At 73.4% G+C, this 13,485-nt stretch carries 12 protein-coding genes; 7 read left to right on the forward strand and 5 right to left on the reverse strand.

The window, feature by feature from the left end; genetic code table 11:
* The first annotated feature begins 183 nt into the window (after nt 1–183).
* Nucleotides 184–2,922: a pyruvate dehydrogenase (acetyl-transferring), homodimeric type gene (gene aceE, locus JQN84_RS17715; protein WP_204959439.1), complete on the forward strand. Its 2,739-nt coding sequence runs from the start codon at nt 184–186 to the stop codon at nt 2,920–2,922.
* Nucleotides 2,923–2,985: 63 nt separating this feature from the next.
* Here the strand turns inward: aceE and JQN84_RS17720 are convergent, their stop codons facing one another.
* The gene (locus JQN84_RS17720) at nt 2,986–3,432 is read right to left on the reverse strand and encodes an SRPBCC family protein (RefSeq protein ID WP_204959440.1); all 447 of its coding nucleotides are present in this window, start codon (nt 3,430–3,432) and stop codon (nt 2,986–2,988) included.
* Nucleotides 3,433–3,615: 183 nt separating this feature from the next.
* Between JQN84_RS17720 and JQN84_RS17725 the strand changes: the two genes are divergently transcribed.
* From JQN84_RS17725 to gltX, 3 genes are all read left to right on the forward strand, one after another.
* Nucleotides 3,616–4,941, forward strand: a complete 1,326-nt coding sequence (locus tag JQN84_RS17725; RefSeq protein ID WP_204959441.1) for a GH1 family beta-glucosidase — start codon at nt 3,616–3,618, stop codon at nt 4,939–4,941.
* Nucleotides 4,938–6,215: an MFS transporter gene (locus JQN84_RS17730; RefSeq protein ID WP_204959442.1), complete on the forward strand. Its 1,278-nt coding sequence runs from the start codon at nt 4,938–4,940 to the stop codon at nt 6,213–6,215. The genes JQN84_RS17725 and JQN84_RS17730 overlap by 4 nt, the downstream gene beginning before the upstream one ends.
* 145 nt (nt 6,216–6,360) lie before the next feature.
* The gene (gltX, locus tag JQN84_RS17735; RefSeq protein WP_307821284.1) at nt 6,361–7,770 is read left to right on the forward strand and encodes a glutamate--tRNA ligase; all 1,410 of its coding nucleotides are present in this window, start codon (nt 6,361–6,363) and stop codon (nt 7,768–7,770) included.
* A gap of 59 nt (nt 7,771–7,829) precedes the next feature.
* On the opposite strand, the gene JQN84_RS17740 is transcribed toward gltX, so the two are convergent.
* The gene (locus JQN84_RS17740) at nt 7,830–8,438 is read right to left on the reverse strand and encodes a copper resistance CopC family protein (RefSeq protein ID WP_204959443.1); all 609 of its coding nucleotides are present in this window, start codon (nt 8,436–8,438) and stop codon (nt 7,830–7,832) included.
* A gap of 223 nt (nt 8,439–8,661) precedes the next feature.
* Here JQN84_RS17740 and JQN84_RS17745 point away from each other — a divergent pair, with 223 nt between their 5' ends.
* A complete protein-coding gene (locus tag JQN84_RS17745) occupies nt 8,662–9,327 on the forward strand; it encodes a hypothetical protein (protein WP_204959444.1) in 666 nt (221 codons plus the stop codon).
* Nucleotides 9,328–9,452: 125 nt separating this feature from the next.
* On the opposite strand, the gene JQN84_RS17750 is transcribed toward JQN84_RS17745, so the two are convergent.
* The 3 genes from JQN84_RS17750 to JQN84_RS17760 all read right to left on the reverse strand — a co-directional run bounded on the left by JQN84_RS17750 (nt 9,453) and on the right by JQN84_RS17760 (nt 11,448).
* A complete protein-coding gene (locus JQN84_RS17750; protein WP_204959445.1) occupies nt 9,453–10,415 on the reverse strand; it encodes an NADP-dependent oxidoreductase in 963 nt (320 codons plus the stop codon).
* Between the two features lie 35 nt (nt 10,416–10,450).
* On the reverse strand, nt 10,451–10,804 hold the full coding sequence (locus tag JQN84_RS17755) for a hypothetical protein (RefSeq protein WP_204959446.1): 354 nt from the start codon (nt 10,802–10,804) through the stop codon (nt 10,451–10,453).
* Nucleotides 10,805–10,908: 104 nt separating this feature from the next.
* Nucleotides 10,909–11,448 (reverse strand): hypothetical protein, encoded by a 540-nt coding sequence (locus JQN84_RS17760; RefSeq protein WP_204959447.1) that lies wholly within the window; start codon nt 11,446–11,448, stop codon nt 10,909–10,911.
* 188 nt (nt 11,449–11,636) lie between these two features.
* On the opposite strand from JQN84_RS17760, the gene JQN84_RS17765 reads away from it, so the two are divergent.
* On the forward strand, nt 11,637–12,821 hold the full coding sequence (locus JQN84_RS17765) for a sensor histidine kinase (protein ID WP_204959448.1): 1,185 nt from the start codon (nt 11,637–11,639) through the stop codon (nt 12,819–12,821).
* Nucleotides 12,818–13,483 carry a response regulator gene (locus tag JQN84_RS17770; RefSeq protein ID WP_204959449.1) on the forward strand — a complete coding sequence of 222 codons (666 nt, stop codon included), beginning with the start codon at nt 12,818–12,820 and terminating at the stop codon, nt 13,481–13,483. The genes JQN84_RS17765 and JQN84_RS17770 overlap by 4 nt, the downstream gene beginning before the upstream one ends.
* The last annotated feature ends 2 nt before the right edge of the window (nt 13,484–13,485 follow it).

Genomic DNA, 13,485 nt, shown 5'->3' on the forward strand with positions numbered 1-13,485 from the left:
CGCACTGCCGCCGCCGCCCGGGGGCGCTGGCGGTCCCCGGCGACGGCGCGGCCGTCCACGCAAAGTTACCGACGGGTACCTGTGTTCAGCGTCGCGTCTGAGGGAGCTACAGGTGACGCCGGGTGCCACCAGAGGGCAGGATGGCGCTAGAGACCTATCCCACACACAACCGAGGGAACGCCTGTGGCTACGGAACGCAAGCGCCCGGTGATCACCGCTGGTCTGCCGAGCCAGCTTCCGGACATCGACCCTGAAGAGACCGGCGAATGGGTCGAGTCGCTCGACGGTGTCATCGACGAGCGCGGAACCAAGCGCGCCCGGTACGTCATGCTGAGCCTGCTGGAGCGGGCCCGCGAGCGGCAGGTCGGGGTTCCGTCCCTGACCACCACCGACTACATCAACACGATCGCCCCGGAGCAGGAACCCTGGTTCCCGGGTGACGAGCACATCGAGCGACGGATCCGGGCGTACGTCAGGTGGAACGCGGCGATGCTGGTGCACCGGGCGCAGCGGCCGGAGATCGGCGTCGGCGGGCACATCTCCACCTTCGCCAGCTCCGCCTCCCTCTACGAGGTGGGCTTCAACCACTTCTTCCGGGGTAAGAACCACCCGGGCGGCGGGGACCACATCTTCTACCAGGGCCACGCCTCCCCCGGCATGTACGGGCGGGCGTTCCTGGAGGGCCGGCTCTCGGAGGACCAGCTCGACGGGTTCCGGCAGGAGCTGTCGCACCCGGGCGGCGGGCTGCCGTCGTACCCGCACCCGCGGCTGATGCCGGACTTCTGGGAGTTCCCCACGGTGTCCATGGGCCTGGGCCCGCTGAACGCGATCTACCAGGCCCGGTTCAACCGCTACCTGCACCACCGGGGCATCAAGGACACCTCCCAGCAGCACGTCTGGGCGTTCCTCGGCGACGGCGAGATGGACGAGGTGGAGTCGCTCGGCGCGATCGGCGTGGCCGCCCGCGAGGAGCTGGACAACCTCACCTTCGTGATCAACTGTAACCTCCAGCGGCTGGACGGCCCGGTCCGGGGCAACGGCAAGGTGATGCAGGAGCTGGAGGCGTTCTTCCGGGGCGCCGGCTGGAACGTGATCAAGGTGGTCTGGGGCCGGGAGTGGGACCCGCTGCTCGCCGCGGACACCGACGGCGCGCTGGTCAACCTGATGAACACCACCCCCGACGGCGACTACCAGACCTACAAGGCGGAGTCCGGGGCGTACGTGCGGGAGCACTTCTTCGGCCGCGACCAGCGGACCCGCAGGATGGTCGAGCACCTGTCCGACGACGAGATCTGGAACCTCAAGCGGGGCGGGCACGACTACCGCAAGCTCTACGCGGCCTACAAGGCGGCCACCGAGCACACCGGGCAGCCGACCGTCATCCTGGCCAAGACCATCAAGGGTTGGACGCTGGGCTCGCACTTCGAGGGCCGTAACGCCACGCACCAGATGAAGAAGCTGACGCTTGACGACCTCAAGCTGTTCCGCGACCGCCTCTATCTGGACATCCCGGACAAGGTGCTGGAGGAGAACCCGTACCTGCCGCCGTACTACACCCCTGGCGAGTCCTCCGACGAGCTGGCCTACCTGCGGGAGCGGCGCGAGCAGCTCGGCGGTTTCCTGCCGTCGCGGCGGACCAGCCACAAGAAGCTGGCGATCCCGGGGCCGGAGCGGTTCGCCGACGTCAAGCGCGGTTCGGGCAAGCAGAAGGTGGCCACCACGATGGCCTTCGTCCGCCTGCTCAAGGACATCATGAAGGACAAAGAGTTCGGCAAGCGCTGGGTGCCGATCATCCCGGACGAGGCGCGCACCTTCGGCCTCGACTCGATCTTCCCGACCGCGAAGATCTACTCGCCGCACGGCCAGCGGTACACCTCGGTCGACCGGGACCTGTTCCTGTCCTACAAGGAGTCGACCACCGGGCAGATCCTGCACGAGGGGATCAACGAGGCCGGCTCGGTCGCCTCGTTCACCGCCGCCGGCACCGCGTACGCCACCCACGACGAGCCGATGATCCCGATGTACATCTTCTACTCGATGTTCGGGTTCCAGCGCACCGGTGACGGCTTCTGGGCGGCGGCCGACCAGATGGCCCGGGGCTTCGTCCTCGGCGCGACGGCCGGGCGGACCACGCTCAACGGTGAGGGTCTCCAGCACGAGGACGGCCACTCGCTGCTGCTGGCCGCCACCAACCCGGCGGTGGTCGCCTACGACGCGGCGTTCGCCTTCGAGCTGGCCCACATCGTCGAGAACGGCCTGCACCGGATGTACGGCGAGGAGCAGGAGAACATCTTCTACTACCTCACCATCTACAACGAGCCCATCCACCAGCCGGTGGAGCCGGCCGACGTGGACGTCGACGGGCTGCTCAAGGGCATCTACCGCTACGCGCCGGCCCCGCAGGTCGACGGCCCGAAGGCCAACATCCTCGCCTCCGGCACCGGCATGCAGTGGGCGCTCAAGGCGCAGCAGCTGCTCGCCCAGGACTGGGGGGTGGCCGCCGACGTCTGGTCGGTGACCTCCTGGACGGAGCTGCGCCGGGACGCGGTGCTCTGCGAGGAGCACAACCTGCTCAACCCGGGCGCGGAGCAGCGGGTGCCGTACATCGCGCAGAAGCTGGCCGACGCCGACGGGCCGAAGGTCGCGGTCAGCGACTGGATGCGCGCGGTACCGGACCTGATCGCCCGTTGGGTACCTGGCGACTACACCTCGCTCGGCACCGACGGCTTCGGCATGTCGGACACCCGGCACGCGCTGCGGCGGCACTTCCACGTCGACGCCGAGTCGGTGGCGGTGGCGACGCTGCGGCAGCTCGCCCTGCGCGGCACGGTCCCGGCCGGTGTCCCGGCCGAGGCCGCCAAGAAGTACGCGATCGACGACGTCAACGCCGCCCCGGTCGGCGAGACCGGCGGGGACAGCTAGTCCCCGAGGTACGACGCAGGGCCCGGCGCGGTGCGCCGGGCCCTTTCGCGTCGCCTGGTCGGGTCAGCCGACGGCGGCCAGGTCGGTGAGCCGGGCCAGCGACTCCTCCAGGTCGGCACCGACCCGGCGCAGCCCGAGGCGCAGCAGGGCACCCTTGACCGGGCCGGCCGGCCAGCGCACCACGATCAGCCGGACGATCGTGCCGCCCTCCTCCTCGTCGGCGGTGAGCTGCACGTAGATCTCGGTACGCGCCTCGGCGCGGGCCCCGGCCCCCCGGGCGCGTTCCCGCCAGCCGATCAGGGTGGGTTCCTGGTAGGCGATCACCTCGGCCTCGTGCGCCGAGCCGCGCCCGGCCTGGACGAGTTGTCGGCGACCGAAGCCCTCCCCCGAAAGGACCTCGGCGGCCCGGACCCCGGCCAGCCAGGCGGGCAACTGCTCGGCCCGCTGGACGACTTCCCAGACCGCTTCCACCGGCGCCATCACGTGCGCACTGCGTTCGACGAGGATCATTCTGTTCTTCCCCCACTGAGGACATCCGCGATATTCCGCACTCTATGCGTTAAATCGGACTTACTGGGACGTGTTCGGAAAAAGACACGCCGACAGCCCTTGCGCCCGCATTGCCTCGCACCTATGGCGCTCGCGGACTTCGCGCCCTAGAGTGCGAACACGTTTCGCGTTCTGGGAGGGTGGATGACGACCGCACCGATCCCCGGTTTCCCCGCCGGTTTCCGTTGGGGGGTGTCCACCTCGGCGTACCAGATCGAGGGGGGCGCCGACGCCGACGGCCGGGGACCGTCCATCTGGGACACCTTCGCGCACACCCCCGGCCGGATCATCGACGGCAGCACCGGCGACGTGGCCTGCGACCACTACCACCGGCACCGGGAGGACGTCGCGCTGCTGGCCGGGCTCGGGGTCTCGGCGTACCGGTTCTCGATCGCCTGGCCCCGGGTGCGCCCCGGCGGCACCGGCCCGGTCAACGCCGCCGGCCTGGACTTCTACGACCGGCTCGTGGACGACCTGCTGGCCGCCGGCATCGACCCGGTCGCCACCCTGTTCCACTGGGACCTGCCACAGCCCCTCCAGGACGCCGGCGGCTGGCTCAACCGGGACACCGCCGCCCACTTCGCCGAGTACGCCGACGTGACCGCCGCCCGCCTCGGCGACCGGGTGAAGCTCTGGATCACCCTCAACGAACCGTTCATCCACCTGAGCCTCGGCCACGGCACCGGCGAGCACGCCCCCGGCCAGACCCTGCTGTTCGACTCCTTCCCCGCCGCCCACCACCAACTGCTCGGGCACGGGCTGGCCGTCGCCGCGCTGCGCGCGCACAGCACCGCGCCGGTGGCCATCGCCAACAACTACTCGCCTGTCATCCGCCACGGCGACACCGACGCCGACCGGGCCGCCGCGGCGGCGTACGACGCCCTGCACAACCACCTGTTCACCGACCCGCTGCTGGGCCGGGGCTACCCCGACGGTTTCGACCCGGGCGTGGTCCGCGACGGCGACCTCGCGGTGATCGCCGCGCCGCTGGACGTGCTCGGCGTCAACTACTACAACCCGACCGGGGTACGCGCCCCCGAGGAGGGCTCCCCGCTGCCGTTCGAGCTGGTCCCGCTGGAGGGCTACCCGCTGACCGCGTTCGACTGGCCGGTGGTGCCCGACGGGCTGCGTACCCTGCTCGTCGGCCTGCGCGACAGGTACGGCGACGCGCTGCCGCCGATCCAGATCACCGAGGGCGGCTGCGCCTACGACGACGTCCCGGACGCCGACGGTCTGGTGCCCGACCCGGACCGGATCGCCTACCTCGACGGGCACCTGCGCGCCCTGCGGGCCGCCATCGACGAGGGCGTCGACGTGACCGGGTACTTCGTCTGGTCGCTGCTGGACAACTGGGAGTGGGCCGAGGGCTTCACCAAGCGCTTCGGCCTGGTGCACGTCGACTTCGCCACCGGCACCCGCACGCCCAAGTCCTCGTACGCCTGGTACCGGTCCCAGGTCGGCCGGGGGTGACCACCGTCGACCCGACGCCGGCCTCGCTACCGGCGGCGCTCGCCGACCCGGTCGTCCCGGTCCGGCGCAGCTGGATCGCGTTGATCTTCGCGGCCAACCTCGGCGTGTGGATGGCCTTCTTCACCCCGATCCAGGTGCTGCTGCCCCAGCAGGTGGAGCGGATCGCCCCGGCCGACAAGGAGGCGATGCTGGCCGTCGTCACCGGGTTGGGCGCGCTCGCGGCGGTGCTGGCCAACCCGCTCGCCGGGGCGCTGTCGGACCGCACCTGCCTGCGCGTCGGCGGACGGGAGTTCGGCCGCCGGCACGTCTGGACGGCCGGCGGCGCGGTGCTCGGCGCGCTGGCGCTGGTGCTGCTGGCCCGGCAGCAGACCATCGCCGGGGTGGCGCTGGGCTGGGTGGCCGCCCAGGTCTGCTTCAACGCGATGCTGGCCAGCCTCACCGCCGGCATCCCCGACCGGGTGCCGGTGGTGCAGCGCGGTGGCGTCTCCGGCTGGGTGGGCATCCCACAGGCGCTCGGCCTGGTGCTCGGCGCGGTACTGGTCACCGCCCTGGTCAGCGGCACCGTGCCCGGCTACACCGCGATGGCGTTGGCGGTGCTGCTGCTGTCGCTGCCGTTCGCGTTCCTCACCCCCGACGACCCGCTGCCCCGGCAGCACCGCCCGCCGCTGCGGCTGCGCGCGCTGGTCGCCTCGATGTGGATCGACCCGCGCCGGCACCCGGACTTCGCCTGGGCCTGGATCACCCGGTTCCTGGTGCAGATCGGCAACGCCCTGGGCACCCTCTACCTGTTGTACTTCCTCACCGACGGGGTGCGCTACCCCGACCCCGAGGGCGGGCTGCTGGTGCTGATCCTGCTCTACACCCTCGGCATGATGCTCACCGCCGTGGTCGCCGGGATGCTGTCCGACCGGTCCGGCCGGCGCAAGGTCTACGTGATCGTGTCCGGGGTGGTGATGGCGGTGGCCGCGCTGCTGCTGGCGGTCGCGCCGACCTGGCCGATGGCGCTGGTCGCGGCCGTGCTGCTCGGTGCCGGCTACGGCGTCTACCTGTCGGTCGACGCGGCGCTGATCACCGAGGTGCTGCCGCGCGCCACCGACCGGGCCAAGGACCTCGGGGTGATCAACATCGCGAACTCGGCACCCCAGGTGCTCGGCCCGGCGCTCTCCGCCCCGATCGTGGTCCACCTGGGCGGCTACCCGACGCTGTACGCGGTGACCGCCGTGGTGACCCTGCTCGGCAGCGCCCTGGTCCTCAAGATCCGGGGAGTGCGCTGACCCCCGGCGGCGACCCGGCCGGGCGGGTCGGGCCGCCGTCGTCGTCGTCGCCGTCGCCGTCGCCGTCCAAGGGTCGACAACGCCCGGCGGTGGCGTCCCGGCCCCCTGGCGAAACCCGGTCGCGGCCGGCCGTAGGCTGGACGGCGTGACGGTACGTGTGCGCTTCGCCCCCTCCCCGACCGGTATGTTCCACGTCGGCGGCGCCCGCTCGGCGCTGCAGAACTGGATCTTCGCCAAGCAGCAGGGTGGGGTGTTCGTGCTGCGCGTCGAGGACACCGACGCCGCCCGCAACAAGCCCGAGTGGACCGAGGGCATCCTGTCCGCGCTGGAGTGGATCGGCATCGCCCGCGACACCTACGAGGGCCCCTACTTCCAGTCGGCGTACGCCGGTGAGCACCGGGCCGCCGCCGGGCGGCTGTACGACGCCGGCCGGGCCTACTACTGCGACTGCACCCGGGAGGCGGTGCAGGCCCGTACCGGCTCGCAGTACCAGGGCTACGACGGCTTCTGCCGGGACCGGGGCCTGCCCCCGGGCGAGGGTCGGGCGCTGCGCTTCCGTACCCCCGACGAGGGCACGACCGTGGTGGTCGACCTGATCCGGGGCGAGCCGACGTTCGAGAACAAGCTGATCGAGGACTTCGTCATCGCCCGGGGCGACGGCTCCCCGGTGTTCCTGCTCGCCAACGTCGTGGACGACCTGACGATGGGGATCACCCACGTGATCCGGGCCGAGGAGCACCTGCCGAACACCCCGAAGCAGCAGCTCCTCTGGGACGCGCTCGGGGTCAAGCCGCCGGTCTGGGCGCACGTGCCGGTGGTGGTCAACGAGAAGCGGCAGAAGCTCTCCAAGCGCCGCGACAAGGTGGCCCTGGAGGCGTACCGGGACGAGGGTTACCTCGCCGCCGCGATGCGCAACTACCTGATGCTGCTCGGCTGGGCGCCCTCGGGCGACCGGGAGATCGTGCCCTGGTCGGTGATCGAGGAGGAGTTCCGGTTGACCGAGGTCAACCCCTCCCCCGCCTTCTTCGACGAGAAGAAGCTGCGCGCGTTCAACGGCGAGTACATCCGCGCGCTGCCGGTCGACGAGTTCGTGGCCGCCTGCCGGCCGTGGCTGACCGGCACCGGCACCATCGCGCCGCCACCGTGGCAGCCGGAGGAGTTCGACGCCGACGCGTTCGCCGCGGTGGCGCCGCTGGCGCAGACCCGGATCGCGGTGCTCAGCGAGATCGTGCCCAACGTCGACTTCCTCTTCCTCGCCGACCCGCTGATCGACGAGGCGGCCTGGGCCAAGGCGATGAAGGAGGGGGCGGCCGAGCTGCTCGACGCGGCCGTCGCCGGCTACACGGCACTGGAGTCCTGGGACGCGGAGTCGCTGAAGTCGACGCTGGAGGCGGTCGGCGCGGAACGCGGTCTCAAGCTGGGCAAGGCGCAGGCCCCGGTCCGGGTGGCGGTCACCGGCCGTACCGTCGGGCTGCCGCTGTTCGAGTCGCTTGAGGTGCTCGGTCGGGAGCGCACCCTGGCCCGGCTGCGCGCCGCCCGGCTCCGCCTGGTCTAGCCGCCACGACACCGAAGCGGGGCCCACCGGTGACCGGTGGGCCCCGCTTCGGTGTCCGGTCAGGTCCGGCTGGCCCGGCGGCGGCGCAGGAACAGCCCGGCGGCGAGCGCGGCGAGCAGCACCAGGCCACCGGCCGCCCAGAGCCAGCCCCGGCCGGCGTCGTCGGTGCCGGCGGCGGCGACCGGGGTGGTCGACGGGGAGGCGGGTGCCGCGCTGCTCGGCGTCGGTGACGGGGTGGGGCTGGCCGACGGGGTGACCGACGGCGACGGGGGCGCGGCGGCAGTGCCGGTGGTGAGGGTGAACCGCACCTCCCCCTTGACCGGGTGCCCGTCACTGGAAGGCAATTGATAGTCGACGATATAGAGACCGGCCGCGCCCGGGGCGAACGGCACCCTGACCCGGCTGCCGGAGAAGGTCGGCTCGCCACCGGCGGCCGGGACGTTGTCCGGCCCGGTCACTGTGATCTTCGTCCTGCCCGGATCGAGTTTGGCCAGGAAACGCAGCTCGACGGCGGCCGGCGCGGCGGCGACCTTGGCCCCGTTGGCCGGATTGCTCCCGGTCAGCGAGTTGTGTGCCAGCGCCGGCGACGCCGGTAACAACGCCACGCCGAGCGCCACGCCGACCAGCACTGGCACCGCCCGCACCAGCCGTGGGACCCTGCCCCCCATGAAGTCCTCCGCAAAGGTACGATCCGCCCGCTGATCACGCGGCTGAGCATTGGTCGTTCCAGGATCGCAGATAGTTCCACATATTGTTCCCAGAGCTGCATCCGAGCGATGTTCCAGGAAGTCTGTGCGGTGTGGCCGGCGCTGCCCGGTCACGCGCCGATGCCGACCGACCCGCGCGTGACCCGCAGCACAGCCATCCATCGAACGGGGCGAGGAGGCGGCGATGGTCGACAGGGTGAGGCGGCTGCTGGCAGCGGTCGCCGTGGGCGTGGCGGCGGTGGTGCTGCTCGGCACCGGGCCGGCCGCGCAGGCGGCCGGAGCACAGCGGGCGGCGCCGAAGACGCCACCCGCCGGAGTGGACATCACCGGGGTCGGGCTGACCGAACCGCTGCGTCTGCGCACCGACACCGCCCCGACCCACGTGGTCGCGGTCATCGACCAGGTCAGCTGGTTCGGCCGCACCGGTGAGGCCAAGGGGCCCAAGGCCGCCGACCTCGGTCCGAAGTACACCATCGTGGTGCTCGCCGGGGACACCCCCAAGCAGACGTTCGACCTCTATCCGCTGGCCAAGGGCGGCCCGCGGGCCTTCCGACCGGCCAAGCAGCCCGACCAGCACAAGACCACCGCCGGCTGGTTCCTCGGCCGGCTCACCATGTCCGAGACGCTGCGCGCCGCCGGGGTGCCGCTGGAGCGGCAGTTCGACACGGTCAGCGGCGGCGTGGGTGGCGGCGAGCGGGCCCTTGCCGACGACGCCCTCAACCCGGGCCGGGACATCGACGACGCGATCGCCGAACTCCAGCGGTTGCTGCTGCTCAACGTGGGCGTGATGCTGGTGATCACGCTCGGCCTGGCGGGCATCGCCCTGCTGGTCCGCCGCCGCACCCGCTGACCACCGGCCGGCCGGCGACCACCGGCCGACCACGAGCACGGGCCGGCCGACCGCCACCGGGCCCGGCGAGGCCACCGGGCCCGACAGCCTCGCCGGCCCGCCGGGTGCACCGCGCCCGGTGCCGGTCAGGTCGGCCGGTCGGCCGCCGTACCCGCCGCCGACCACACCGCCAGCACCACCTTGCCCCGGACGTGCCCGGCCTCGACCAGCCGGTGCGCGTCCGCGGCCTGCGCCAGCGGGAGCACCCGTTCGATGTGGACGGTGAGCCGGCCCGCGTCGACGAGCGCGGCCAGCAGCCCCAGGTCCGCCGAGGACGGCTGCACGAACAGGTAGCTGCCGCCGAGCCGGGTGACGTGTTCCGGATCGGCGACGGAGACCAGCCGGGCCGGGCTGGACAGCAGCACCGCGGACGCGTCCAGCGCCGCACCGCCGAACAGGTCGAGCACCACGTCCACCCCGTCGGGCGCGAGCGTGCGGATCCGGTCGGCCAAGCCGTCGCCGTGGGCGACCGGTTCGGCGCCCAACGACCTGACGAAGTCGTGGTTGGCCGGGCCCGCCGTGCCGATCACCCGGGTCGCCCCCAGCGCCCGCGCCACCTGCACCGCGAGATGCCCCACCCCGCCCGACGCGCCGTGCACCAGCACGGTGTCCCCCGCGCCGGTGCCGGCCCGCCGCAACGCCTGGTAGGCGGTCAGCCCGGCCAGTGGCAGGCCGGCCGCCTCGGCCCAGGACGCCCGCGCCGGCCTGATCGCCAGGCAGCGTTGCGGGGCGGGGACCAGTTCGGCGTAGGTGCCGTACTGGAGGTGGTCGCGGCGGACGTACCCGATCACCTCGTCGCCGACGGCGAACCCGGTGACCGCCGGACCGGCCGCCACCACCACGCCCGCCGCGTCCCAGCCGGGGACCAGGGGGAAGTGCGCGGGGATCGCCCCGGCGAGTTGCCCGGCGCGGACCTTCGCGTCGACCGGGTTCACCCCGGCGGCGCGGACCCGCACCAGCACCGTGTCCGGCCCCACCGGGGGGTCGGGCAGTTCCCGTGGGGTCAGCCGGTCGGCCGTACCCCACCCGTCGATCGCGATCGCCTGCACGTCACCACGCTAACGGCCGACGGGCCGCCGGGTGATCAGCACCAGCGGTGTGGCGGGCGTTGGACCCGCTGCCGACGCCGGCCGGGGCGGACCGGGCCGTGCCGGTGCGCGCCGGCCCACCCGGCCAGGTCGCTGCGGCAGGCTCCGGCCGAGGTGTCCGGTTGACCGGTCGGGCCGGGCTCCGCCGCCGGTCGGCACGCCGCGCCGTCGACGGTCTCGGTGCCGCGCTGGCGGGGCAGGATCAGCTCGTCGTCGACCCGTTCGGCCGCCCGGCAGACCTGCTCCGTGACCATCCGGCGGTGCGGTCGGCCCGCCGGCGGCTGGTCGGGGTGGCCCGGTCGGCAGGGCTCGCCCTGGGCGCAGCCGTGGTCGGCCTCGCCGTGCGCCATCCAGGTCTCCTCACACTCGCGTCGCCCGCCGGGACGACACCCCGGCGCGGCAGTGCCACCGTACTGGCCGGCACCGACGCGCCGTGCAGCGCGTACCCCCGGTGTCAGGACCTCGGGCGACGCGGGAAGATCGTCTCCCAGACCGGGAACGCGACCAGCCAGATCAGCAGTCCGACGGTGAGGTTGCGGATCCAGCCGGCCAGCTCCCGGGTGCGTTCGGCGTCCCCGACGACGACGATCGCGGCGGCCAGCAGGGCGCAGGCGACCGCCCAGCCGAGCAGTGCCTTACCCCACTCCCGCCACTCGTGGCGGGCCCGCGCCCAGCCGTACCTGGGTGGTTTCACCGGCGGCGGGCCGCCCGCGAAACGGTGCGCGAAGCGCTGGTCGGCCCAGCGGACCAGGGAGTGCCCGAACGCCACCGAGAACCCGAGGTAGACGGCGGCCAGCCCGTGGGTGGCGTCCGCGGTCGCCCCCCGGCGCAGGTCCACCGCCGCCGCGCCCAGCAGCACCAGGTCGACCAGGGGTACGCAGACCAGCAGCGCCGCCCCCAGCCGGGGCCGGCGCAGCGGGTAGCGGGCGACCAGCCCGGCCACGAGCAGCACCCAGAACCCGATCTCACACCCGACGATGACCGCCAGCAGCATGTCCACCTCCCCGTCCCGGTCCAGCGTGCCGGGGCGGGGAGGTGGTCACCTCACCGGCGGGGACGAGTTGCGGGTCCCTCCTTCGGCGGAGCGGCGGCCCGGCGTACCCCCTTCGGCGGACGGCCGACCGGGCGGCCTCCTCCGCAGGTGGGAGGGGTGCCGACCCGGGATGTGGTGGGATCGGGACCATGCGGGTGCCGGGCTGGGTCGGCTCCGGCCGGCCGGGACGCGACCTGGCCCTGGCCGGGGTGTCCCTGGTCGGCGGCCTGGCGGCCTACGGCGTCGGCCTGCAACCCCAGTTCCCCTGGGCGCCGGACGTGCCACGGGTGTCCTTCCTGCTGCCGCTGCTGGCGGTGAGCGTGGCGGTCGGGCTGCGGCGGGTGGCCACCCGGACCGGCCTGGCGGTGGGCACGGTGGCGGTGCTCGCCGACGCCGCGCTCGGCGTGTCGGTGGGCGTCACGGTGATCTTCACCCAGGTGTTGTACGACACGTGCGTGTACGGCCCGCCCCGGTGGTGGCGCTGGCTGCTGCGGGTCACCGTCGGGCTCAGCGTCGGCGGCGTGGTGCTGGGCCTGCTCTGCTGGGGCTGGCGGGGTGCCGCCGTCGGGATGCCGTTCGCGCTGCTCGGGGTGTTGCCGGTGGTCACCGGGGTCAGCGTGCGGCAGTACCGGGACCAGGCGGCGACCGAGCGGGCCCGCGCCGAGCAGACCGCCCGGCTGGTCGAGCTGGACCGGCGGCAGGCGGTGCTGGCCGAACGGGCCCGGATGGCGCGGGAGTTGCACGACGTGGTGGCGAACCAGCTCAGCGCGGTGGCCCTGCACGCCACCGCCGTACTCGCCGCCCCCGGGCTGGACAGGCCCCGCATCGACGCGGCGCTGCGGGTGATCCGGGACAGCAGCGTGCAGGGCATGGCCGAGATGCGGCAACTCGTCGGGCTGCTGCGGGAGCCGTCCGTGGACCCGGTGCAGGAGGCCACCCGGGTCCGGCTGGACGAGTTGGACCGGCTGCTGGCCCGGATGGCCGACGCCGGCCTGCGGGTCCGCTCGACGGTGCGGGGGCGGCCCCGGGCGCTGCCGGTCGGGGTCGACCTGGCGGCGTACCGGATCGTGCAGGAGTCGTTGACCAACGCGTTGCGCCACGGCACGGGTACGGCGGAGCTGACCGTGGCGTACCTGCCGACGGAGGTGACGGTGACGGTGGAGAATCCGGTCCGCTCCGGCGGGCCCGGCACCGGCGCGGGGCTGCCGGCCGGGGGTGCGGGCCTGATCGGGATGCGGGAGCGGGCCGCCCTGCTCGACGGCGAGTTCACCGCCGGCCCCCGGGACGGCTGCTGGCGGGTGCGGGCGACGCTGCCGGCCGGGGAGCAGCCGTGACTGCCCCGGTCCGGGTCGTGCTGGCCGACGACCAGGCGGCGGTCCGGGCCGGTCTGGTGCTGATCCTGGCCGGCGCGCCGGAGATCGAGGTGGTGGGCGAGGCGGCCGACGGGGAGGCGGCGGTGCGGCTCTGCCGGGAGCTGCGTCCCGACGTGGCGGTGCTGGACATCCGGATGCCCCGGCTGGACGGGGTGTCGGCGACCCGGGAGATCGTCGCCGCCGGCACCGCCGAGGTGCTGGTACTGACCACCTTCGACCTGGACGAGTACGTCTTCGGCGCGCTGCGTGCCGGGGCGGCCGGTTTCCTGCTCAAGGACACCGATGCGGCCGGTCTGGTGGCGGCGGTCCGGACGGTGGCCCGGGGCGAGGGGGTGATCGCCCCGACGGTGACCCGGCGGCTGATCGCGGCGTTCGCGGCGACCGCGCCGGGCGTCGACGCGGCGGACCGCGCCGCCGTGGCCGGGCTGACCCCCCGGGAGCGTGACGTGCTGGCCTGCCTGGGCATCGGCCTGTCCAACCGGGAGATCGCCGACCGGCTGGCGGTGGCGGAGAGCACCGCGAAGACCCACGTGAGCCGGGTGCTGGCGAAGTTGGCGCTGCGCAGCCGGGTGCAGGCGGCGATCCTGGCGCAGGAGCTGGGGCTGCCCGCGCCACCACCATAACA

The sequence above is a fragment of the Micromonospora humidisoli genome (assembly GCF_016900955.1).
In the GTDB taxonomy this organism is placed as follows: domain Bacteria; phylum Actinomycetota; class Actinomycetes; order Mycobacteriales; family Micromonosporaceae; genus Micromonospora; species Micromonospora wenchangensis.

Excerpts from the sequence above, each read along its gene's own strand:
- JQN84_RS17720 (WP_204959440.1), bottom strand. The coding sequence starts at position 3,432 with ATGATCCTCGTCGAACGCAGTGCGCACGTGATGGCGCCGGTGGAAGCG.
- JQN84_RS17725 (WP_204959441.1), top strand. The coding sequence starts at position 3,616 with ATGACGACCGCACCGATCCCCGGTTTCCCCGCCGGTTTCCGTTGGGGG.
- JQN84_RS17740 (WP_204959443.1), bottom strand. The coding sequence starts at position 8,438 with ATGGGGGGCAGGGTCCCACGGCTGGTGCGGGCGGTGCCAGTGCTGGTC.
- JQN84_RS17745 (WP_204959444.1), top strand. The coding sequence starts at position 8,662 with ATGGTCGACAGGGTGAGGCGGCTGCTGGCAGCGGTCGCCGTGGGCGTG.
- JQN84_RS17755 (WP_204959446.1), bottom strand. The coding sequence starts at position 10,804 with ATGGCGCACGGCGAGGCCGACCACGGCTGCGCCCAGGGCGAGCCCTGC.
- JQN84_RS17760 (WP_204959447.1), bottom strand. The coding sequence starts at position 11,448 with ATGCTGCTGGCGGTCATCGTCGGGTGTGAGATCGGGTTCTGGGTGCTG.
- JQN84_RS17765 (WP_204959448.1), top strand. The coding sequence starts at position 11,637 with ATGCGGGTGCCGGGCTGGGTCGGCTCCGGCCGGCCGGGACGCGACCTG.